The following is a 21,713-nucleotide window of genomic DNA, read 5'->3' as shown; positions in this document are numbered from 1 at the left end:
GGATCAGGAGGCCTCCAGGCGCAGCCCCTCCGTGACGATCACATCGGAGGTGACGAGCGCCTGCTCGGCCGTGACCCGGGTCATGAACACGAACGGAGGGATCACCGGGGGAGCGGGCAGGCCGTCCGGGCTGAAGGTCACGCACAGCAGCCCCTCGATGCAGCCGCTGAACCTCGTCAGGTACAAGGTGACATCGCCCCGCAGGTCCAGGGAGGCGGCGGCGAGCCCGTACTCCTCCCGCCCGTCGCGCGTGCGCAGCCGGTAGTCGCGCAGTGAGGCCGCGTGCATCCTGAGCACCAGCACCTTGAGCGGCCCGTCCGCCGTCGGCACGTGCGTGACCCCCGCGAACGCGAAGCCCTGGGGTGCGAACAGCGAGGTGGTGACGGTCGGGGGAGTCCGCGCGGCCATCGGCGGCCCCGCCCCGGGCCCGGCCTGGGCCCGGCCCGTCAGGGGCCCGCCGGCCACCAGTGCCGCCATCAGCACCACGGGCAGTACGGCGGCCCGCACCCGCGGACCGGCCCCGTCCGGCCTCGTGACGTACGGCCCCTCGCCGTCCGCCCCGTCGTCCCCCTCGCCCGCCTGCCCGTCCCCGCCGGACAGCGGGGTCCAGGCGAAGGCCAGCGCGCTCCCGGCGATGCCGAGCAGCATCCCGACCAGGAACCCGCCGAGGTTGGTCGCCACGAAGGAGAGCACCGACAGCAGCAGGGCGTGCAGGGAGACGTACGCCCGGGCCTGCGGCAGGAACCACAGGAACAGCCCCGCCAGCACCAGCGCGACGCCGATCCCGATGGCGGCGATCCCGCCGAGGCCCAGGCTCACCAGCACGGTCAGCGGGGAGAGCGGGACCAGCAGCAGCTCGGTCCCGCCCAGCACCAGCAGCAGCCCGCCCCAGAACGGCCGCGTCCGGCGCCAGGCACGCAGCCGGCGCCGGTGCTCCGGCAGCGGGAGCCGCCGCTCGAGCCATCCGCCGCGGAGGCCGGGCAGCCCTAGAAGCACTTCGCGCCGTCCAGGCTGACGCTCAGCCTCAGGCCCTTGAGCCGGAAGTCGCCGCCGGTCGCGGACCAGGCGCGGGACCGCACTCCCACCACCTCGATGTTCCCGGCCTGGAGCCCGAACTTGCCCGGCTCGCCCTTGACCCCTTCCACCTGGTCCAGGGTCGAGGCGTCCCGGCCGATCTGCGCCGTGCCGAAGGTGGCGTCGCCCTGGAGGTCCTCGCCGTCGATCACCAGGCTGCTCGCCGTGACCTCCCCGGCCGGGCCCCCGGCCGTCAGCTTGAACACCACCGTGCCGAGCGGGGCTGTACCTCGGCGGCCTGGCAGATGTCGGCGAGCGTGGCCTCGCCGATGCCCAGGAGCGCGACGGGGTGCCCCTTGCCGTCGACGGAACGGTCCGTCTGCACGAAGGAGGCCAGGCCCTTGCTGCTCAGCCGGGAGGAGGAGACCTGGAAACTCGTGCCCGAGACCGCGAACGAGGCGGCGAGCGCGCCCTGCGCCATGACCACGGCCAGCGCGCCGACGACGCCGAGCGCGGGGACGGCGACGAGGGCCGCCTTCCTCCAGCGAACCCGGCCCTCAGGGGGCCTTCCCGTCCGCGTACCGGTGCCCTTGTCCTTGTCGCTTCCCTTGTCGCTTCCCTTGTCGCTGTGATCACGATCGCGGTTGCGATGGCCCATGAGGGTGCCTCCCGTACGTCGTCCGGTGCGCAGGGGAAGTGCTGCCAGGGGCTGCCATACTTCAGCCATCCGGTGGCAGTTCGAGGCTAGGGCCGAATTTGAATAATAGTCAACAGCGGGGCACGACCGGGCGTTCGCAGGTCCGCAGGGCCGAACTCATAGCGACCGGGCGGAAGTTGTTCGCCGACACCTCGTACGACGCCCTGTCCATGGACGACATCGCCAAACAGGCCGGCGTGGCCAAGGGGCTGATCTACTACTACTTCAAGAGCAAGCGCGGCTATTACCTCGCCATCGTCGAGGACTCCGTCGCCGAGCTCGTCGCCCGCGCCGGCGGCGACACCGGCCTCCCGGCCGCCGAACGGGTCCGGCGCACCATCGACGGCTACCTGCACTACGCCGAGCACCACCGGGCCGCCTACCGCACCATCGTCACCGGCGGCGTCGGCTCCGACGCCGAGGTGCTGGCCATCCGCGACGCCGTCCGCGAGGAACTCGTCGCCACCATCGCCGAAGGCGCGTACGGGCACCGCACCGTCCCGCCCGTCGCCCGGCTCGCACTCGTGGGCTGGCTCTCCTGCGTCGAGGGGATCACCCTGGAATGGACCGGCGCCCTCGGCGCGGGCGCGGCCGGCCAGCCCGACCGGGCCCTGCTCGGGGCGCTCCTGGTGCGACAGCTGCGCACCACTCTGGACGTGATCGAGGAATTCGTCCCGGAGTGCCCTGCTCCGCCCCTCCCGGGGGAAGCCCCCGGCCAGCGGGATGATCTTGCACCGGTGACGGGAAGCCCCTGATCGGGCATACTCAACCCGCCGCAGCCGCTGAACAGCACCTTCCGTGATCCGGGAGGGCAACATCGGCTGTGAGAGCACAAGATCCGGCGGCGCGTCCCACAGCCTCACGCGTCGCCGCCGTGCCCCGACCAGGGAGGAGAGCGCCGCCATGACAGACCGCGCCCCGCAGACGGTGGACCGTCAGCTGCCCACCGAGGAGTCCCGGGACCTCCTCGCCCTCGTACGCGAGATCGCCCAGCGCGAGATCCGCCCCCGGGCCGCCGAGGAGGAGGACGCCGGGAGCTTCCCGCGCGAGGTGTTCACCCTGCTCTCCGAGGCGGGCCTGCTGGGCCTCCCCTACGCCGGAGAGTTCGGCGGCGGCGAGCAGCCGTACGAGGTCTACCTCCAGGTCCTGGAGGAGCTGGCCGCGGCCCGCCTGACCGTCGGCCTCGGCGTCAGCGTGCACTCCCTCGCCTGCCACGGCCTGGCCGGCTACGGCACCAAGGAGCAGCAGACCGCCCACCTGCCCGCGATGCTCGGCGGCGGGCTGCTCGGCGCGTACTGCCTCTCCGAGCCGGCCTCGGGCTCCGACGCCGCCTCGCTGACCACCAAGGCGGTGCGCGAGGACGGCGGAGACTGGATCATCACCGGCACCAAGGCGTGGATCACCCACGGCGGAGTCGCCGACTTCTACACCGTCCTGGCCCGCACCGGCGTCGAGGGACCCAAGGGCATCACCGCCTTCCTGGTTCCCGGTGACGCGGAGGGCCTGACCGCGGCCGTGCCCGAGAAGAAGATGGGCATGAAGGGCTCGCCCACCGCCCAGCTGCACTTCGACGGCGTACGGGTGCCCGACGCCCGCCGCATCGGCGAGGAGGGCCAGGGCTTCACCATCGCCCTGGCGGCACTGGACGCCGGACGCCTGGGCATCGCCGCGTGCGCCATCGGCGTCGCCCAGGCCGCGCTGGACGAGGCCGTGACGTACGCGCTGGACCGCAAGCAGTTCGGGCACCCGATCGCGGACTTCCAGGGGCTGCGCTTCATGCTGGCCGACATGGCCACGAAGATCGAGGCGGGCCGCGCGCTCTACCTCGCGGCGGCGCGGCTGCGGGACGCCGGCAAGCCGTTCTCGCGGCAGGCGGCCATGGCGAAGCTGTTCTGCACGGACGCGGCGATGGCGGTCACCACGGACGCGGTCCAGGTCCTCGGCGGCTACGGCTACACCGCGGACTTCCCGGTCGAACGGCTCATGCGTGAGGCGAAGGTGCTCCAGATCGTCGAGGGCACGAACCAGATCCAGCGCATGGTGATCGCCCGCCACCTCGCGGGGCCGGAGACGCGCTAGGGGCCAGGGCCAGGGGCGGGGCGGAGGGTCAGCTCCCGAAGAGCGGGCCGTTCGGCCAGATGGGAGAGGCGGTGATCCGGGACCACTCCGGGTCGCGCCGCCCCGGCACGGTCCGTCCGTCCTCGCTCCAGCGGGCGACCAGCGCACTGTAGATGGGAGGGTCGGGAAACCGCTGCCGGGCCCCAGATCCCTGCTGAACCGATTCTTCGTAACCGGGCGCCACCTGCCGCCGTCGGCGACCCGTCCGTGGCGTGGAAGTCTCAACCGTGGTCATGCCGGGGCAACGCGACAATCCACCGACGGGTAACCGCTTCCCCGGCCCGGGGATCCGTTCGAGGGGTACCCGGGGGGTTGGGCTTCGGGTACTGCGGGGGCTGATTCCGACTGATGCCGATCAGGGAGGGTTTGGGGGGTTCCCGCCCGTCCCACTGTCTCTCCGGGTCGGGCCGTCCTGTCAAGGGCGCTCCCTTCGGTCGCGTCGCTGCGCGATGGCCTGCGGCCACCCTTGACAGGCCGTCCCGCCCCGGAAAGACAAGGACCGGCGGGAACCCCCCAAAAGAACGGTCCACCAGTTCCCTATGCCTGCCTGTGGACATCAGGGACCGACACCTGACCACCGCGGACCGGCAGGATCCGCGCCCGGGCCGGCCAGGGAAGCGATCCGGGCCGGGGGCCGCCCAACCCACACCAAACAGCGCCCACAAGCCCATCCGGAGCCCCCAGCCGCACCAGATCGCTACGCGCTCCTCATCTCTCAGCGTCCGACGGCCGTCCGGGGCTGGTAATAGGCCGCCCGCGATCGCTACACAGCTGAGGTGACCTGGCGGCGATCAGTCCGGCATCGGCTGCTCAGGAGCCGCCACAGGTGGCGAGTTGGGGACCGAGGTGCGCTGCGGAAACGGATCAGCGGCCGACGAAGGGCATCTGCGGGCCGCCATCGGCACCTGCGGGCGAGACGAAGGCACGACAAGCGGCCTGCCGGACGCTGACAGCCGACCATCGGGCATCCCACTCCGCCAACTGATCCATTCCACCCCTCGGCTCCACATGGGGGCCCCACCCGCTGTCGCGTGACGGGAACGTCCGGAGCGATCGCGGGCGGCTTGTGTCCAGCCCCGGACGGCCGTCGGACGCTGAGAGATGAGGAGCGCGTAGCGATCTGGTGCGGCTGGGGGCTCCGGATGGGCTTGTGGGCGCTGTTTGGTGCGGGTTGGGCGGCCCCCGGCCCCGGATCGCTTCCGTGCCCGGCCCGGGCGCGGATCCTGCCGGTCCCCGGGCACTGAGGCGTCGGTCCCTGATGTCCACAGGCAGGCATAGGGAACTGGTGGACCGTTCCTTTGGGGGGTTCCCGCCGGTCCTTGTCTTTCCGGGGCGGGACGGCCTGTCAAGGGTGGCCGCAGGCCATCGCGCAGCGACGCGACCGAAGGGAGCGCCCTTGACAGGACGGCCCGACCCGGAGAGACAGTCGGACGGGCGGGAAACCCCCAAACCCTCCCTGATCGGTATCAGTCGGAATCAGGCCCCACAGCACCCGGAGCCCCCGCCCCGCCCTCCCGTCCAACCTCGCGGCCAACGGCCAACCGTGCCGCCCTGTCAGGTTGTGCCACAAGTCTGGCCGTGAATCGGGATTCTGACGTACCGTCATATTTGCTCAAGCCGCACCCCCGCCGTACCCCGCCCTGCCCTCCCCACCCCACCCACCCCACCCTCCCCGCCCACCCGCCCCCGGAGGTCCTCCATGCCCGCTGATCGGCCCGTCGCCCTCGACGAGTACCCCATCCACCAGGCACCGCTGTCGATGAAGCACCTCGTCAGCGGTGACCGCAACGCTTACGACCGGTGCATCTTCCACGTCTTCGACCACGCCGGCCGTGCCGTCCTGATCCTCGGGCTCGGGGTCTATCCCAACGCCGGGGTCATCGACGCCTACGCCACCCTCCGGGTGGGCGACGAACTCCTCGCCGTCCGTGCTTCCGACGCCCTCACCGACGACCGGATGAACCTCTCCGTCGGGCCGTTGTCCGTCACCGTCGACGTGCCGCTCCGGCAGCTGACCCTGCGCTGCGCCGCCGACCCGGACGACCCGGACGGGCTCTCGTACGACATCACCTGGACCGCCGAGTTCCCCGCCGTCTGGGAGCCCCACCACGTTCAGCGGCGCGGCGACCGTCTCATGCTGGAAGGCCGCCGGTTCGTCCAGGCCGGCAACGTCTCCGGCACCATCCGCGCCAAGGGCGAGGAGTTCGCCCTCACGCCGGGGGAGTGGACCGGGACCCGTGACCGCAGTTGGGGCGTGCGCCCCATCCCCGGGGAGGACGGCGGCCGGGCCGCCGAGGAGCACCGCCCCGAGGGCTTCCACTGGCTCTGGATCCCCGTCCGCTTCGAGGACCGGTTCCTCATGGTCATCGCCCAGGAGGACGCCGACGGACACCGCACCCTGAGCGAGGCCCTCCAGGTCTTCCCGGAGGGCAGCGGCCGCCACGACGTACAACTCGGCTGGCCGCACACCGAGATCCGCTACCGGCCCGGCACCCGCCACCCCGAGGGCGCGGTGGTCCACCTCACCGACCCCGCCGGCCGCAAGCCCATCGAACTCGGCGTCGAGATACTCAGCTCCTCCCCGCTCGCCGTCGGCGCCGGCTACCCGCCCGCCGCCGACTGGCAGCACGGCACCTGGCAGGGCCGGGGCTGGACCGACCGCCGCGTCTACGACCTCTCCGACCCCACCGCCCACCCCATGGCCGCGTTCGGGGTCACCGACCACTCGGCCCGCTTCACCCTCGACGGACAGGTCGGCCACGGCATCTTCGAGCACGGCAGCTTCGGCCGCCACGACCCGAGCGGCTTCGCCGACTACTCCTCCGTCGCGCCGTAAGCCGGGCAGCCGGGCGGCCGGGCAGCCGGCCGGACCGAACCGGCCGAGCCGTCCCCTCCCGCCCGGACCAGCCACCCCCGTCGGATCAGCGCCCCCGTCGGACCAGCCATCCCCGTCGACCCGCAGGAAAGGGGCTCACCCATGGCCACCGCACCACGTCCGCGCACCTCCACCCGGGAACCCGAGGAGCTCGGCCGGCGGCTCGCCGCCTGGCTGGACACCAGGCTTCCCGGTGCGAAGGTCACCAATGTCTCCGTCCCCGGGTCCAACGGCATGTCCAGCGAGACCCTGCTCTTCGACATAGACCACCCCGACACCCCGCTGCGCGCCTGCGCGTTGAGACTCGCCGCCGATCCCGCCGCCTACACCGTCTTCCCGACCTACGACATGCCGCGCCAGCACCGCGTGATGAGCCTGGTCGCCGAGCACACGGACCTGCCCGTCCCGCGCGTCCAGTGGCTGGAGGAGGACCCGGGGCCGCTCGGGGCGCCGTTCTTCGTGATGGCCCGTGCCGAAGGGCGGGTCCCGCCCGACGTCATGCCCTACACCTACGAGGGCAACTGGCTGCACGCCGCCACCGACGCCGAGCGCGCGGAGCTCCAGGAGGCGAGCGTCTCCCTGCTGGCCCGACTGCACGACCAGTTCCCGGGCAAGGAGGCCGAGTTCCTGCTCCCCGAGGGTACGGGCAGTCCGCTGCGCCGGCACGTGGACGCCCAACGCGCCTACTACTCCTGGGTGGTGGGCGGACTCGCCCCGTCACCCCTCATCGAGCGGGCGTTCGCCCGCCTGGAGGAGCTGTGGCCGCGGGACGAGGGCCCGGCGGTCCTCAACTGGGGCGACGCCCGCATCGGCAACGTCATCTACGACGGTTTCGCGCCCGTGGCCGTCCTGGACTGGGAGATGGCGGCGTACGCCCCCCGCGAGGTGGACCTCGGCTGGACCGTCTACCTCCACCGGTTCTTCCAGGACCTCACCGTCGGCTTCGGCCAGCCCGGCCTGCCGGACTTCCTGCGCCGGGACGACCTGGAGCGCCGCTACGCCGAACTCACCGGGCACACCCCGCGCGACATGGAGTTCCACACGCTCTACGCGGCGCTGCGGCACGGGATCGTGATGCTGCGCATCGCCTACCGGCAGGCGCACTTCGGGGAGGTCGAGATCCCCGCGGATCCGGACAGCCTGATCCTGCACCACGCCAGTCTGGCCGCCATGGTGCAGGGGACGTACTGGTAGGGGCCGACGGGCGGACCCGGCGCGACGCCGGGTCAGGCCGCCTGGGCGTGCTGACCGCGGGTCTGCGGGAGCAGCGGGCTCAGCATGCGCACCGGACGCGAGCCCGGACCGCCGACGTGCGAGAAGGGCTGCGTCCGCCAGTCGAGCCCCTGCGGCAGGCTCAGCATGACCACGGGCTCCAGCTCCGGCTCCGGCGCCGCGGCCGGCTGGATCACGCCGACGGTGGGCAGTGCGTCGCTCACGGGCCGCCCGGTGCCCGCGCACACCGTGAGCCCGAAGGGGTTCCACGGGGTCAGGCAGAGGGCGTGCTCCGGCAGGAGCTCCTCGTCGGCGACGAGGGCGATCGACTGGCCGCAGTCGGGGCACACCGCGTGGTGGATGTCGAAGCCCTCGTAGTCGTCGAGGTATTCGCCGTCGTCCGCGTACTCGGATTCCTCTCCCGGGTCGAGAGGTGCCAGGGGCTCCGGTTCGGTGCGACCGGCGCGCTTGGTGTTCAGCATGGATGTACTCCCCCTTGGGTGGGCCGGGCGGGCTGGTTCTTCGGCCTCGGCCACAGCAAGCACTTCCCGTCGCGCGGCACGAGTAACCACAACAGCCCGCCGTACGCCCGCATACTCTTGTGGCCTTGGTCACATGCCCGGCGCAGATGCCTCCAGTGGGCGGACAGCACTGTGCCTGGAGAGGCCTTGGGCCTTAGGTTGAGCGGCTATGAGCGCAATGGAGGAGCTGGACCGCCAGATCGTGGATCTGCTCGTGCGGGACGGGCGGATGAGCTACACGGATCTGGGCAAGGCCACGGGACTGTCCACGTCGGCCGTCCATCAGCGAGTACGCCGGCTGGAGCAGCGCGGTGTGATCCGCGGTTACGCGGCCGTGGTGGACCCCGAGGCCGTCGGGCTGCCGCTGACGGCCTTCATCTCGGTCAAGCCGTTCGACCCGAGCGCCCCGGACGACATCGCCGACCGGCTGGCCGGGGTCCCCGAGATCGAGGCCTGCCACAGCGTCGCGGGTGACGAGAACTACATCCTCAAGGTCCGCGTCGCGACCCCCCTGGAGCTGGAAGACCTCCTGGGCCGCCTGCGCGCCCTGGCGCACGTCTCGACGCGCACGACGGTGGTCCTGTCCACCCCCTACGAGGCCCGGCCGCCCCGCGTGTAGGGGACCCGGCGGTCGGGCGGGGCCGGGCGACGCGCGAGACTGGTCGGCATGACTGACCGCACCGCCCACTCCGCCGACGCCGCCGGAGCACCGACCAGGACCGTTCTCCTCCGCGGCGGCGAGGTACACAGCCCCGCGGACCCCTTCGCCACGGCGATGGTGGTCGAGCGCGGTCACATCGCCTGGGTCGGCTCCGAGGGCGCGGCCGACGCCTTCGCACAGGGCGTCGACGAGGTCGTCGACCTCGGCGGGGCGCTCGTGACGCCCGCCTTCACCGACGCCCACGTGCACACCACCTCCGCCGGCCTCGCGCTCACCGGGCTGGACCTCTCGGCCGCTCCTTCCCTCTCCGCCGCGCTGGACCTCGTACGCGCGTACGCCTCGAGCCGTCCCGCGGACCGGGTGCTGCTCGGGCACGGCTGGGACGCCGCCCGCTGGCCCGAGCGGCGCGCGCCGCGCCGCACCGAGCTCGACGCGGCCGCCGGGGGCCGCCCGCTCTACCTCAGCCGCATCGACGTGCACTCCGCGGTGGTCACCACCGCGCTGCTGGACCTCGTCCCCGGCGTGACGCCCGACGGCGACGAGCCGCTGACCCGCGACGCCCACCACGCGGTGCGCGCTGCCGCGCTGGCGGCCGTGACCCCCGCCCAGCGGGCCGAGGCGCAGCGGGCGGCCCTGGACCGGGCTGCCTCGCTCGGCATCGGTTCGGTGCACGAGTGCGGCGGGCCGGGCATCTCCTCCGCCGAGGACTTCACGGCCTTGCTGGCGCTGGCGGCGGAGCGTCCGGGGCCGCGCGTGTTCGGCTACTGGGCGGACACCGACCTCGACCGGGCCCGGGAGCTCGGTGCGGTCGGGGCGGCCGGTGACCTGTTCGTCGACGGCGCCCTCGGCTCGCACACCGCGTGCCTGCACGCCCCGTACGCCGACGCACCGCACACCGGCACCGGGTACCTGGACGCGCGGGCGGTCGCGGAGCACGTCGCCGCGTGTACCGAGGCGGGCCTCCAGGCCGGGTTCCACGCGATCGGGGACGCGGCGGTCAGCGCCGTCGTGGAGGGTGTCCGGGCCGCCGCGCAGAAGGTCGGCCCGGCCCGTGTCCGGGCCGCCCGGCACCGGGTCGAGCACGCCGAGATGATGACCCCCGAGACCATCGCCGCCTTCGCGGAGCTGGGCCTGACCGCGTCCGTGCAGCCCGCCTTCGACGCGGCCTGGGGCGGTGAGGACGGCATGTACGCGGACCGGCTCGGGGCCGGGCGCGCCCGCACCCTGAATCCGTTCGCGGCCCTGCTCAAGGCCGGTGTCCCGCTGGCCTTCGGCTCGGACGCGCCGGTCACCCCGCTCGACCCGTGGGGTACGGTCCGGGCGGCCGCGTTCCACCGGACGCCCGAGCACCGGATCTCCGTGCGGGCGGCCTTCACCGCCCACACACGGGGCGGCTGGCGGGCGCTGGGCCGCGACGACGCGGGGGTCCTGGTCCCCGGCGCCCCGGCCGACTATGCCGTCTGGCAGACCGAGGAGCTGGTCGTGCAGGCCCCCGACGACCGGGTCGCCCGCTGGTCCACGGACCCCCGTTCCGGCACGCCCGGACTGCCCGATCTGACCCCCGGTGCCGGGCTGCCGGTGTGCCTGTCGACGGTGGTCGGCGGGCGGGAGGTATTCGTACGCCCACAGGGGTGATCCGGCGGGCCTCGGTTCGGTGCGGGCGCCCGGACCCGGATAGGTTCGGCCGGGTCCACCCACAGGACGTCCGTGCCGGACGGATCCGTCTGCTCAGCGCGCCCGCGCCTCGGGGGCGAGGGAAGGTTTCGCCGGTGGGGGCACTCCCAGCGGCAGTTGGGGGAGGGTGGCCCCAGTTCGGGGCCCGGCGGTCCAGTAGACAACGGTCACGGCGGCCCGCAGCCAGCGGGAGTCCGACCGGCCCGAAGGACCGCGGGCCCCGATCACTGTTCTAAAGTCATTGACTGCGACCAGACCTACAGGACGTGCACGAGCACAAAAGGGGACTCAGTGAGCGACGGCGGACAGCGGACCTACGGACCGCTCGGTACGGCCTTGGTGATCATTCCGACCTACAACGAGGCGGAGAACATCGGGCTGATCGTCGGCCGCGTCCGCGCGGCGGTGCCCGAGGCCCACATCCTGGTCGCCGACGACAACAGCCCGGACGGCACCGGCAAGATCGCCGACGAGCTGGCGGCCGGTGACGACCACGTGCACGTCCTGCACCGCAAGGGCAAGGAGGGGCTCGGCGCCGCCTACCTGGCCGGTTTCGTCTGGGCCCTGGACGCCGGCTACGGGGTGGTCGTCGAGATGGACGCCGACGGCTCCCACCAGCCGGAGGAGCTGCCGCGCCTGCTCACCGCGCTGGCCGGTGCGGACCTGGTGCTGGGATCCCGCTGGGTGCCGGGCGGCCGCGTCGTCAACTGGCCCAAGAGCCGCGAGATCCTCTCGCGCGGCGGTTCGACGTATTCCCGGCTGATGCTGGACGTCCCGATCCGCGACGTGACCGGCGGCTACCGCGCCTTCCGCCGCGAGACCCTGGAGGGCCTGGGGCTGGACGAGGTGGCCTCGGCGGGCTACTGCTTCCAGGTCGACCTGGCCCGCAGGGCCGTGCAGAAGGGTTTCCGCGTCGTGGAGGTGCCCATCACCTTCGTCGAGCGCGAGTTCGGCGACAGCAAGATGAGCAAGGACATCGTGGTGGAGGCCCTGTGGCGGGTCACCCAGTGGGGACTCAAGACCCAGGCGGCCAAGCTGTTCCCGGGCAGGGCCGCACAGGCCGGACCCAGGGACGCGGGCAAGGCCTGAGCGGCCGGGCGGGACCCCGCCCCCTAAGGGACGTCCGGTACCTCCGGCTGAGGCCGCTTTTACGCGGGCCCGGGCACACTGGTTGGTATGACGACCGGCGTTCCCACTTCTACGGCCCCCCGGCCGCGGCGCTCACCCGCCCGTACGTTCCTTCCCCTGGCGGTCGCCGCCTGGCTGATCCTGGAGATCTGGCTGCTCGGCCTGGTCGCGGGCGCGGCCGGCGGGCTGACCGTGGCCGCGCTGCTCGCGGGCGGGATGGTCCTGGGTGTGGTGGTCATCAAGCGCGCGGGGCGCCGCGCCTTCAAGAACCTGACCGACACCTTCCAGCAGGCCCAGCAGGGGGTGGCTCCCACCCCGCAGCAGCCCGGCCAGGGCAATGGCCTGACCATGCTGGCGGGCCTGCTCCTGATCATGCCCGGCCTGCTGTCCGACGTGGCGGGCCTGTTCCTGCTGCTGCCTCCCGTCCGCGCGCTGATCGGCCGCCGCGCGGCCCGTTCGCTGGAGCGGAAGATGGCCTCGGCGCCCGCCGGCACCTTCGGTGACGCCTTTCAGCAGGCCCGCATCCACCACCCCGACGGCAAGGTCGTCCAGGGTGAGGTCATCCGCGAGGACCGGCCGGAGCAGCACCCGGGGCCGGACACGGGCTACCGCCCGCCGCTCGCCCCGTAGGCGGGGGAGCCGCGGGACAGCCGACCGCGAGAGCCGAGACGCGCGAGACCCGAGACGGGCAAGAGCCGAGGGGCCCCGCCACACACTGTGTGGCGGGGCCCCTCGGCTCTTGCTTTCGTCCGGCTGTCAGGCGGACTTGCGGCTGTCCCGCGGATGCACGGCAATGTTCATGGCGCCGGAACGGAGGACCGCCAGCCTTTCGGCCAGCACTTCCTCCAGCTCCTCGCGGGTGCGCCGCTCCATGAGCATGTCCCAGTGCGTTCGCGCAGGCTTGCCCTTCTTCTCTTCGGGCCCGTCCCCGTCCACCAGGAGTGCCATGGCGCCGCACGCCTTGCACTCCCACTCCGGCGGAATTTCTGCCTCAACCGAGAACGGCATCTCAAATCGATGTCCGTTCTGGCATGCGTACTCCACCGCCTGGCGCGGGGCCAGATCGATGCCGCGGTCCGTCTCGTAGCTGGTAACCACGAGGCGCGTACCGCGGAGAGCTCGCTCACTCATGAATCGTGCCTCCCGGGCTTGTCGCCCACAGGACAGGTGTCGCTGTCGTCGTCATCCGGTCAACGTCCGGTCGGCGGTATAGATTCCCGCTCCGGGTCATGCGTCGCCCGTCGTGCCGCCCCTTGTTGTACCCACCAATGCCCGTTTTGTCACATCTGGCAGCAGATGTCACCCAACGTCTACACTTCTTAAGCGCGCAGTAACGGTCCGCCTGGCAGGCCAAAGGCGTACACTACCGGCCCTTGGCTTCAACGTCTAAATCCGTTCGGAATTCGTTCGTGAATACGGACCGTGCGCACGTGCGGATCCGCTCTCAGAGCCGCTCCGGTACAGGATTGCCTGCCGCCTCCACCGCGCGCCGCACCGGCACTCTGGCCAGCAGCACGAATCCCAGTGCGAAGAAGACCACCAGCGAGATGATCGCGTCCCGGTAGCTGCCCGTGACCTGGTATGTGAGGCCGAACACAAGGGGCCCCACCCAGCTCAGGCCCCGGTCGCTCATCTCGTACGCCGAGAAGTACTCGGCCTCCTTGCCCGCGGGCACCAGGTGCGAGAACAGCGAGCGCGACAGCGCCTGGCTGCCGCCCAGCACCAGCCCGATCATCGCGGCGAGCGCGAAGAACCACACCGGGGTCCGGGCCGGCAGGAAGTATCCGACCGCCAGCGTCACCGCCCACGCGGCCAGCGAGCCGAGGATCGTCCGCTTGGCGCCGTACACCCGGGCCAGCCGGCCCATCCCCAGCGCCCCCGCCACCGCCAGGACCTGCACCAGCAGCACCGCCCCGATCAGCGTGGACTGCTCCAGCTTCAGCTCCTCCGAGCCGTAGATCGAGGCCTGCGAGATCACCGTCTGCACGCCGTCGTTGTAGATCAGGTACGCCAGCAGGAACGACAGGGTCAGCGGATAGCGCCGCATGTCCTTCAGCGTGGCCACGAGCTGCTTCCAGCCGCTGAGGGCCGGGCCCGCCCCCGCCTCGCGCACCACGGCCCGGTCCCGCAGCCTGCGCAGCGGGATCAGTGCGAAGGCCCCCCACCACAGGCCCGCCGAGGCCAGGCAGATCCGTACCGCCTCGCTCTCGGACAGGCCGAAGGAGTCGTGGCCCATGTAGAGGACCAGGTTCACCACGAGCATCAGGGAACCCGCCGTGTAGCCGAAGGCCCAGCCCCGCGAGGACACCGAGTCCCGCTCGTCCGGCGTGGAGATCTGCGGCAGGTAGGCGTTGTACAGCACCATCGACACCGACAGCGAGGCGTTCGCCACGACCAGCAACAGCCCGCCCAGCAGGTAGCGCTCGCCGCCCAGGAAGTACATGCCCGCCGTGGCCGCGGCGCCCGTGTACGCGGCCACCGCCAGCAGCGGCTTCTTCCGGCCGGACCGGTCCGCGACGGCGCCCGCCAGGGGCATCAGCAGTACGGCCAGGATCACCGAGGCCGAGACCGAGTAGGCGAAGAAGGAACCGGCCCGCACCGGGATGCCCAGCGGGTGCACGAAGCCCTCGGCGTCCGCGGCGGCCTTGGCCACCGAGGTCAGGTACGGCCCGAGGAACACCGTGAGCACGCTCGCCGAGTACACGGAGACGGCGAAGTCGTAGAAGTACCAGCCCCGCTGCTCGCGCTTGCGCGCGGCCGTCGCCACCGCGTCCCGTCTGCCGTCCTCGGCCCCCGGTTCCACTTCGTCCGAAGTCTGCGCACTCATCGGTGCCCCCTCGCTGGTCCCCGTACCGCGCGGCCCCCCGGATCCCGCGCGGGCGGCCGCGCCCCCGTCAGGCCCAGGCCCCGCGCCGGTCCAGCACCGCGCGCAAGATGTCGATCCGGTCGGTCATGATGCCATCGACTCCCAGGTCGAGGAGAGTCTCCATGCGTTCCGGTTCGTTCACGGTCCACACGTGTACCTGCAGGCCCCGCGCGTGCGCGGTCCGCACGAAGCGCCGGTCGACCACGCGGATGCCCGCCTGGGTCTCCGGAACCTGGGCCGCCACCGCCCCCACGCGCAGCGCCGCGGGGATCGCGTACGAGCGCAGCCGCAGGCCGACCACGCCGCGCACGCCGTACGAGGTCGCCAGCCGGGGTCCGGCGATCTTCTGCGCCCGGGCCACCCGGCTCTCGGAGAAGGAGCCCACGCAGACCCGGTCCCAGATGCCCGCCCGGGCGATCAGGTTCACCAGCGGGTGCAGCGCGGACTCGGCCTTGACGTCGATGTTCCAGCGGGCGTCCGGGAACTCCTCGAGCAGGTCCTCGAAGAGCGCCAGTGGCTCGGTGCCGCCCACCCGCGCCTCGCGGATCCGCTTCCACGGCAGCTCGGAGATCCGGCCCTGACCGTCGGTGACCCGGTCCAGGGTGGAGTCGTGGAACGCGACGAGCTTCCCGTCGAGCGTGGCGTGCACATCGGTCTCGAAGTACCGGTAGCCCGCGTCGGCGGCCCGCCGGAAGGCGGCGGCGGTGTTCTCCAGCCCGTCCGCGGCCCCTCCCCGGTGCGCGAAGGGGATCGGGGCCGGGTGGTCCAGATACGGATGGCGAAGGCGTACGTGCGTCACGGCCGCAGTATCCCCCGAGCCGAGGGGTGCTGGTGATCCGCGAGGTGAACACGGGGCGAGAACGACCGGGCCGAGCAGACCCACTGGTGCAGGTGGACCGGGGCGTGACAGTCTGTTCCCGCAGACTGCAATCCAATCCAGGCCTCCGGCGCGCCCTGTCGAGGCCAATTCGATGAAGGTGGACCGGACGCAATGGCCGAATGGACCTCGGCGGTCGGTGCCGCGCAGCTCGCCCGTCTGATCAGCTCCCAGCAGGAACGCCCCGCCGCGCCGGGCGCCCGCAAGCTACCCGCCTACCGCACCCTCGCCGACGGGATCCGCCTCCTCGTCCTCGAGGGACGCGTCCCGGTGGCAGCCCGGCTCCCCGCCGAGCGCGAGCTGGCCGCCGCCCTCTCCCTCAGCCGCACCACCGTCGCCGCCGCGTACGAGGCCCTGCGCGGCGAGGGGTTCCTGGAGTCCCGCCGCGGCGCCGGCAGCTGGACCTCCGTACCGGCCGGGAACCCGCTGCCCGCCCGCGGCCTGGAACCGCTGCCGCCGGAGTCCCTCGGCTCCATGATCGACCTCGGCTGCGCCGCCCTGCCGGCCCCCGAGCCCTGGCTCACCAAGGCGGTCCAGGGCGCGCTGGAGGAGCTGCCCCCGTACGCCCACACCCACGGGGACTACCCGGCGGGCCTGCCCGCGCTGCGCCGGATGCTCGCCGACCGCTACACCGAGGCGGGCATCCCCACCATGCCCGAGCAGATCATGGTGACCACCGGCGCGATGGGCGCGATCGACGCCATCTGCAGCCTGTTCGCGGGCCGCGGCGAGCGGATCGCCGTCGAGTCCCCCTCGTACGCCAACATCCTTCAGCTGATGCGCGCCGCGGGCGTCCGGCTGGTCCCCGTCGCGATGGCCGACGGGCTGTCCGGCTGGGACATGGACGTCTGGCGGCAGGTTCTGCGCGACTCCGCCCCCCGCCTCGCCTACGTCGTGGCCGACTTCCACAACCCGACCGGAGCCCTGGCCTCCGAGGAGCAGCGCCGGGCCATGGTCGAGGCCGCCCGGTCCGCGGGCACCGTCCTGGTCGTCGACGAGACCATGCTGGAGCTCCGTCTCGACCCGGAGCTGGAGATGCCCCGCCCGGTCTGCTCCTTCGACCCGGCCGGCAGCACGGTGATCACCGTGGGCTCCGCCAGCAAGGCCTTCTGGGCGGGCATGCGGATCGGCTGGGTCCGCGCGGCCCCCGACGTGATCCGCAGCCTGGTCGCCGCCCGCGCCTACGCCGACCTGGGCACGCCGGTCCTGGAGCAGCTCGCGGTGAACTGGCTCATGCGGACGGGCGGCTGGCAGGAGGCCGTCGGCATCCGCCGGGAGCAGGCCCGGGAGAACCGGGACGCGTTGGTCGCGGCCGTGCGGCGGCAGCTGCCGGACTGGGACTTCCAGGTCCCGCAGGGCGGTCTCACCCTGTGGGCCCGCGCGGGCGGCCTCTCCGGATCCCGCCTGGCGGAGGTCGGCGAACGGGTCGGCGTACGGGTCCCCTCGGGCCCCCGCTTCGGGGTGGACGGAGCCTTCGAAGGCTATGTGCGACTGCCGTTCACGGTGGGCGGCCCCGTGGCGGAGGAAGCCGCCGCCCGCCTGGCCGCGGCCGCGGCCCTGGTGGGCACGGGCGCCGGAGGCAGCGGCGCGGAACCCCCGCGCACGTTCGTGGCCTGACCGGGCGGGTGCGAAGCCCCCGCCCGCTCCCGGCCCCGCCCGCCCGTGGACACCCCGCCTACGGAGTCTCGGCCGCGACCTCCGCCGAATCGATTCCTGCCCCCTGCACGGGAGGCTGGGTCTGACTCCGCCCCCCGGCCCCGCTCCCGGCAGGCGCGAGCCGGTCCGGCAGCAGCGCCATCACCGACTGCCGGGCCCCCGGATGCGCCCCGTCGTCGTACGGGTCCGGCGTGGCCGGCACCTGGAGCCGGTGGACGGGACCCGAACCGAGCCGGGCGTACCCCCGCCCGGGCGGCACCTGGCCCGGCGGGGTCGTGTGCGGCGGCAGCCCCAGCACGTCCGCGACCTGCTGGATCGCGGCGGGCCCGAGGACGACCCGGGCGCGGGTGTGCTGCCAGACGGCGTCGTGCAGCAGCTCCAGGTGGTCGAACTGCTCGGTCACCGCCACGGTGACGTGCGCGGCCCGTCCGTGCCGCAGCGGCACCTGGAGCTGGGCGAGCGGATCGGGCCCGCCCTCGGCGGCGGCCAGGTGGGCCAGCACGCTGGGCCGGTCCAGCAGGATCCACAGGGGGCGCCGGGTGTCCTCGGGCGCGGGCCGGCCGGCCTCGCGGGCCCGGTGGGCGGCGATGAGGCGCCGCTCGGTCTCCTTCGCGGCCCACTCCAGGGTGGCCAGCGCCCCGACCGGCCCGCATTCCACGGCGATCACGCCGCTGCGGCCGGCCAGGCAGGAGTACTCGCCGCTGCCGCCGCCCTCGACGATCAGTACGTCGCCGCCGTGCCGCAGCGCCTGCAGGGCGATGGAGCGCAGCAGGGTGGAGGTGCCGCTGCCGGGCTGGCCGACGGCCAGCAGGTGGGGCTCGGTGGCGCGGGGGCCGGTGCGCCAGATGACCGGGGGCACGTCCCGGGGCTCGTCGCCCTCCAGGACGGGCAGGGTCCGCTGGACGCTGCCGGCGTCGGTGAAACCGAGGACGGTCTCGCCGGGGGAGGTCACGAACGGCTGGGCGGCGATGCCCGTCGGCAGCGCCGCCAGCACGCTCAGGTCGAGCTGGTTGCCCTCCTCGTCCCATTCGAAGAGATACTCCCGTCCGCGCCCGGACTTGGCGTGCAGCAGTGCCTCGATCCGGGCCCGCGAGGTGGCCTCGCCATCGGTGAAGTAGGCCGGGTAGCGGATGTGGAGCCGGGTGACGCGGCCCGCCTCGTCGAATTCGTAGCCGCTGAAGGCCTTGTCCCACTCCCCGCCGTGGGCGAAGAGCGGACTGGGGTCCTCCGGGGTGGAGAAGTACGGCACGAGTGCTTCGTAGAGGGAACCGAGGCGTTCGGTCTCGGTATCGCTGGGCCCGGTCTTCACCGGGGTGCGGTCGCGTCCCTGCCAGGCCGCCGCCGCCATGAGGGTGATCAGGGCGAGGAGCGGGCCGTAGGGGACGAGTGCGACCACCAGGACGCAGGCGGCTCCCAGGAACAGCGCGGGACCACGCTTGTCCTTGGGGGTTCCGGACCATTTGCGCCGCCCGGCCGAGGCCAGGATGCGCAGGCCGCGTCCGATGGTGAGGAGCGGATGGAGGACGTCCGTGGCGCTGTCGGCGGCCGTGCGAGCGAGGTCGCGGCCCCGGGTCAGCGACGCGGTGCCGCTGGTGAGGATGCGGGGAAGTGGGCGCCGGGCCACGGGCGTCTCCTGGAGTTGTGGGTGTTCGGGTGCTTCGGGTGCGGCTGGGTGTCGCCGTGCCTGGGGCGGGCTAGAGCTTGATCCCGCCGAGCAGGCTCGCGAGGCTCGCCGTGCTCGCGGTGATGCTCGGAGCGATGGCGGAGCCGGCGAGGAAGAAGCCGAACAGCGAGCAGACGAACGCGTGGGTCAGCTTCATCCCGTCCTTCTTGAAGAAGAGGAAGCAGATGATGCCGAGCAGGACGACGCCTGAGATGGACAGGACCATGAGAGGTTCTCCTGGTGGGTGGGGACAGTCACCATCAGTTCTTCCAGGCTCACAGCAAGTATCAATGCGACAAAAGGTGCATATGGGTGAATCCGGGAGTTTTTCACTGGACCGGGTCACTCCGACTGGCGCGTCCGGTGCGAAGGGGGGCGAGGGTGATCATTGCCTCGGCGCGCGCCCCGACATGTGCAGGTCCGGGCGCTACTCTGACGATTCACCCGTACGGACGCAGTGCCGTGCACCCCCCAGCCCGCCCGGTCCGGGGGCGGTCCGCGGGGGCGGACCATGCCAGCAGCGAGTGAAAGGCGGTACGAAGGATGAGCGAGCACACCGACGGCGGCTCCGGTTCCCAGGACGTCCCCGACGAGGACGTCATCGAACTGGCCACCAAGATCTTCGACCTGGCCCGCCAGGGCGAGACCGCGACGCTCGCCGCGTACCTCGACGCCGGTGTCCCGGCGAACCTCACCAACGACCGCGGCGACACCCTCGTCATGCTGGCCGCCTACCACGGCCACGCGGACACGGTCACGGCCCTGCTGTCCCGCGGCGCCGAGGCCGACCGCGCCAACGACCGCGGCCAGACCCCGCTCGCCGGAGCCGTCTTCAAGGGCGAGGAGGCCGTCATCCGGGCCCTGCTCGCCGGAGGGGCCGATCCGGCCGCCGGAACCCCCTCCGCCGTGGACACGGCGCGCATGTTCGCCAAGGCCGACCTGCTGGAACTCTTCGGAGCCAACTAGTCCGCTTTTTTGCCCGGCGCAGGCCGCGCCAGGGCGGTGTCCGACCTCACAGGTTGGTCACGGCGGCCGTAAATGTGGTCGCGGCGCACAAACCGGCTGGGTCATCATGGCGTCGGATTCGATTCGCGAACATGACGGACGGGCAGGAGCGGGCTGGACACGACGGGTGTCCACACCCGGCGCCTGCCGCACCGGCCGCCGTGGCCGCGAAGCACCGACGAGAGTGAGAAGGCAATGGTCTACATCGAGCGGAACCTGACGGCGAACGTCCTCACATGCTGTTACGCGGCCCTGTGAATCCCGATTCCCGGTTGCGTCCCCAGCTTGATTTGAGGCCATTCCCATGTTCGAACCAGTCATAGCGCCGAGCGGCACGCTGCTCGGGCTGCTCCAGCGGGGCCGTGGCGACGGCACGCTGCACGCCCTCGCGGCGCCCAGGGCGGAGGCCCTGGAGGCCCTCGACCACTGTGTGGTCCGCGACCCGCGCCAGGACTGGCAGGTCGAGAACCGCTCCCTGTACTACGCCCGGCTGTACCTCGACCTCGACGGCCCCCTCGGCGCGATCGAGGCCCACCTCTTCGGCGCCGAGGACCTCCTCGACGAAGCCGACGAGCGGACGGGCCTCGCCCTGTCCGTCCTGGGCCACCTCGCCTCGTACGGCCGCGACGACGCGCTCATGCTGCTGCGCCGCTACGCCTCCTCCGGGGCGAACTGGGCCTGGGCCCTCGACGAGCTCGCCCTGCGCGACGACGACGAGGGGCTGCGCTCCCTGGCCGGGCCGGTCCTCGCCCGCTTCCCCGCCACGGCGGAGGGCGAGGCGCGGCTGGCCGCCGCCATCCGCGACGCGTACGAGCCCAGGCCCTGGTGCCTGTGGGAGGAGTCACCCCGGTACGGGGAGCGCCTCAGTGCCGCCCGCCGGCAGGGCTCCTTCGACCGCTGGCAGCGCCAGCTCACCCCCAGCGGCCCCCGGCCCGGCTGGGGAGTGCAGGCCGTCTTCGACTGGGCCGCCGACGGCCTGCGCCGCGGCACCCCGCTGCACGTGCCCGCCGCGCGCTGCCTCGCGGCCGTGGCCCAGCCCGAGGACCGGCCCGCCATCCTCGCCGCGGCGGCCGGCGCCTCGGGCGAGGCGGCCCGCGCCACCGCCCTGCACCACCTGGTCCTCGCCGAACCGGAGAACCCGGCCGTGCTGGACCTCATCGAAGCCGCCGCCGACGAGCCCGCCGTGGCCGCGTACGAGCGCATGTGCGGCCCCGGCGCCGTGGACCGGGCCCGCCGCTGGATCCACCGGCCCGACGCCCTCGGCGCGGCGGCCGGGGCCGTCCTGGCCGCCCGGGGCGGAGCCGAGGACGCCGGCCTGGTCCTGGGCGCCCTGCGCTCCACCGTCCGCGGGGCGGGCCCCGACACCCGGGCGCTCTACCCCCTGGTGGACGGCGCGGGCCGCCTCGCGATCGGCTGCGCGGCCCCCGTACTGCGGCACATCTACCGCGAGACGGCCTCGTCCCATCTGCGCGGCCGGGCCGCCCGGGCCCTGGCCAGCACCGACCCCTCCTTCGCGGCCGGCTTCGCCGTCGAATGCCTGTGGGACTGCGAGGAGACCACCCGCGAGGTGGCGGCCCGGCACGCCGAGACCGCCGACGCCCGCGTCGCCCCCCGCCTGCGGCGCCTGGCCGCGGACCCGGCGGAGGAAGAGGACGTCCAGTCCGCCGTCCGCAGCCGCATCGCCCCGGAGTCGGCCGTGTAGCCCCGCCGGCCCCGCACCGACGCACCTCGGCCCGGTCCCCCGAC

At 73.0% G+C, this 21,713-nt stretch carries 20 protein-coding genes; 11 read left to right on the top strand and 9 right to left on the bottom strand.

The window, feature by feature from the left end:
- Nucleotides 1–3: 3 nt before the first annotated feature.
- The 3 genes from ACTVZO_RS08375 to ACTVZO_RS08365 are packed head-to-tail and all read right to left on the bottom strand — an operon-like array spanning nt 4 to nt 1,672.
- Nucleotides 4–996: a DUF6114 domain-containing protein gene (locus tag ACTVZO_RS08375; RefSeq protein WP_443297777.1), complete on the bottom strand. Its 993-nt coding sequence runs from the start codon at nt 994–996 to the stop codon at nt 4–6.
- Nucleotides 987–1,283: a DUF6230 family protein gene (locus ACTVZO_RS08370; protein ID WP_443297776.1), complete on the bottom strand. Its 297-nt coding sequence runs from the start codon at nt 1,281–1,283 to the stop codon at nt 987–989. Before ACTVZO_RS08370 ends, ACTVZO_RS08375 begins: the two co-directional genes overlap by 10 nt.
- Nucleotides 1,268–1,672, bottom strand: coding sequence for a DUF6230 family protein (locus ACTVZO_RS08365; protein ID WP_443297775.1), 405 nt, complete (start codon nt 1,670–1,672; stop codon nt 1,268–1,270). The genes ACTVZO_RS08370 and ACTVZO_RS08365 overlap by 16 nt, the downstream gene beginning before the upstream one ends.
- Nucleotides 1,673–1,770: 98 nt before the next feature.
- Between ACTVZO_RS08365 and ACTVZO_RS08360 the strand changes: the two genes are divergently transcribed.
- The 4 genes from ACTVZO_RS08360 (at nt 1,771) to ACTVZO_RS08345 (ending at nt 7,898) form a co-directional block, all read left to right on the top strand.
- Nucleotides 1,771–2,466 carry a TetR/AcrR family transcriptional regulator gene (locus ACTVZO_RS08360; protein WP_443297774.1) on the top strand — a complete coding sequence of 232 codons (696 nt, stop codon included), beginning with the start codon at nt 1,771–1,773 and terminating at the stop codon, nt 2,464–2,466.
- A 148-nt stretch (nt 2,467–2,614) separates the two neighbouring features.
- The gene (locus ACTVZO_RS08355; protein WP_443297773.1) at nt 2,615–3,790 is read left to right on the top strand and encodes an acyl-CoA dehydrogenase family protein; all 1,176 of its coding nucleotides are present in this window, start codon (nt 2,615–2,617) and stop codon (nt 3,788–3,790) included.
- 1,738 nt (nt 3,791–5,528) lie between these two features.
- Nucleotides 5,529–6,665, top strand: a complete 1,137-nt coding sequence (locus tag ACTVZO_RS08350) for a hypothetical protein (protein ID WP_443297772.1) — start codon at nt 5,529–5,531, stop codon at nt 6,663–6,665.
- Nucleotides 6,666–6,806: 141 nt separating this feature from the next.
- Nucleotides 6,807–7,898: a phosphotransferase family protein gene (locus tag ACTVZO_RS08345; RefSeq protein ID WP_443297771.1), complete on the top strand. Its 1,092-nt coding sequence runs from the start codon at nt 6,807–6,809 to the stop codon at nt 7,896–7,898.
- Between the two features lie 32 nt (nt 7,899–7,930).
- On the opposite strand, the gene ACTVZO_RS08340 is transcribed toward ACTVZO_RS08345, so the two are convergent.
- Entirely contained in the window at nt 7,931–8,398 is a 468-nt protein-coding gene (locus tag ACTVZO_RS08340) for a hypothetical protein (protein ID WP_443297770.1), read from the bottom strand.
- A gap of 217 nt (nt 8,399–8,615) precedes the next feature.
- Here ACTVZO_RS08340 and ACTVZO_RS08335 point away from each other — a divergent pair, with 217 nt between their 5' ends.
- From ACTVZO_RS08335 to fxsA, 4 genes are all read left to right on the top strand, one after another.
- Nucleotides 8,616–9,056 carry an Lrp/AsnC family transcriptional regulator gene (locus tag ACTVZO_RS08335; protein ID WP_030011705.1) on the top strand — a complete coding sequence of 147 codons (441 nt, stop codon included), beginning with the start codon at nt 8,616–8,618 and terminating at the stop codon, nt 9,054–9,056.
- Nucleotides 9,057–9,104: 48 nt separating this feature from the next.
- Nucleotides 9,105–10,733: an amidohydrolase gene (locus ACTVZO_RS08330; protein WP_443297769.1), complete on the top strand. Its 1,629-nt coding sequence runs from the start codon at nt 9,105–9,107 to the stop codon at nt 10,731–10,733.
- Between the two features lie 330 nt (nt 10,734–11,063).
- Nucleotides 11,064–11,861 carry a polyprenol monophosphomannose synthase gene (locus ACTVZO_RS08325; RefSeq protein WP_443297768.1) on the top strand — a complete coding sequence of 266 codons (798 nt, stop codon included), beginning with the start codon at nt 11,064–11,066 and terminating at the stop codon, nt 11,859–11,861.
- An 87-nt stretch (nt 11,862–11,948) separates the two neighbouring features.
- Entirely contained in the window at nt 11,949–12,530 is a 582-nt protein-coding gene (gene fxsA, locus ACTVZO_RS08320) for an FxsA family membrane protein (protein WP_443297767.1), read from the top strand.
- Between the two features lie 126 nt (nt 12,531–12,656).
- Here the strand turns inward: fxsA and ACTVZO_RS08315 are convergent, their stop codons facing one another.
- From ACTVZO_RS08315 to ACTVZO_RS08305, 3 genes are all read right to left on the bottom strand, one after another.
- Nucleotides 12,657–13,031 (bottom strand): RNA polymerase-binding protein RbpA, encoded by a 375-nt coding sequence (locus ACTVZO_RS08315; protein ID WP_007262928.1) that lies wholly within the window; start codon nt 13,029–13,031, stop codon nt 12,657–12,659.
- 313 nt (nt 13,032–13,344) lie between these two features.
- Nucleotides 13,345–14,727, bottom strand: coding sequence for an MFS transporter (locus tag ACTVZO_RS08310; protein ID WP_443297766.1), 1,383 nt, complete (start codon nt 14,725–14,727; stop codon nt 13,345–13,347).
- Nucleotides 14,728–14,794: 67 nt separating this feature from the next.
- Nucleotides 14,795–15,565: a glycerophosphodiester phosphodiesterase gene (locus ACTVZO_RS08305; RefSeq protein ID WP_443297765.1), complete on the bottom strand. Its 771-nt coding sequence runs from the start codon at nt 15,563–15,565 to the stop codon at nt 14,795–14,797.
- 192 nt (nt 15,566–15,757) lie between these two features.
- On the opposite strand from ACTVZO_RS08305, the gene ACTVZO_RS08300 reads away from it, so the two are divergent.
- Nucleotides 15,758–17,260 carry an SCO1417 family MocR-like transcription factor gene (locus ACTVZO_RS08300; protein WP_443297764.1) on the top strand — a complete coding sequence of 501 codons (1,503 nt, stop codon included), beginning with the start codon at nt 15,758–15,760 and terminating at the stop codon, nt 17,258–17,260.
- 58 nt (nt 17,261–17,318) lie between these two features.
- Here ACTVZO_RS08300 and ACTVZO_RS08295 read toward each other — a convergent pair whose 3' ends face one another.
- Together ACTVZO_RS08295 and ACTVZO_RS08290 are read right to left on the bottom strand one after the other, a co-directional pair.
- Complete coding sequence (locus ACTVZO_RS08295) at nt 17,319–18,923, bottom strand: hypothetical protein (RefSeq protein WP_443297763.1); 1,605 nt, start codon at nt 18,921–18,923, stop codon at nt 17,319–17,321.
- Between the two features lie 70 nt (nt 18,924–18,993).
- A complete protein-coding gene (locus ACTVZO_RS08290) occupies nt 18,994–19,188 on the bottom strand; it encodes a hypothetical protein (RefSeq protein WP_030031218.1) in 195 nt (64 codons plus the stop codon).
- A 317-nt stretch (nt 19,189–19,505) separates the two neighbouring features.
- Between ACTVZO_RS08290 and ACTVZO_RS08285 the strand changes: the two genes are divergently transcribed.
- Nucleotides 19,506–19,928 (top strand): ankyrin repeat domain-containing protein, encoded by a 423-nt coding sequence (locus ACTVZO_RS08285; RefSeq protein ID WP_443297762.1) that lies wholly within the window; start codon nt 19,506–19,508, stop codon nt 19,926–19,928.
- A gap of 343 nt (nt 19,929–20,271) precedes the next feature.
- Entirely contained in the window at nt 20,272–21,669 is a 1,398-nt protein-coding gene (locus ACTVZO_RS08280) for a HEAT repeat domain-containing protein (RefSeq protein ID WP_443297761.1), read from the top strand.
- The last annotated feature ends 44 nt before the right edge of the window (nt 21,670–21,713 follow it).

The organism is Streptomyces sp. IBSNAI002, from assembly GCF_052244475.1.
In the GTDB taxonomy this organism is placed as follows: domain Bacteria; phylum Actinomycetota; class Actinomycetes; order Streptomycetales; family Streptomycetaceae; genus Streptomyces.
This window is presented reverse-complemented; position numbering and strand designations above follow the sequence as displayed.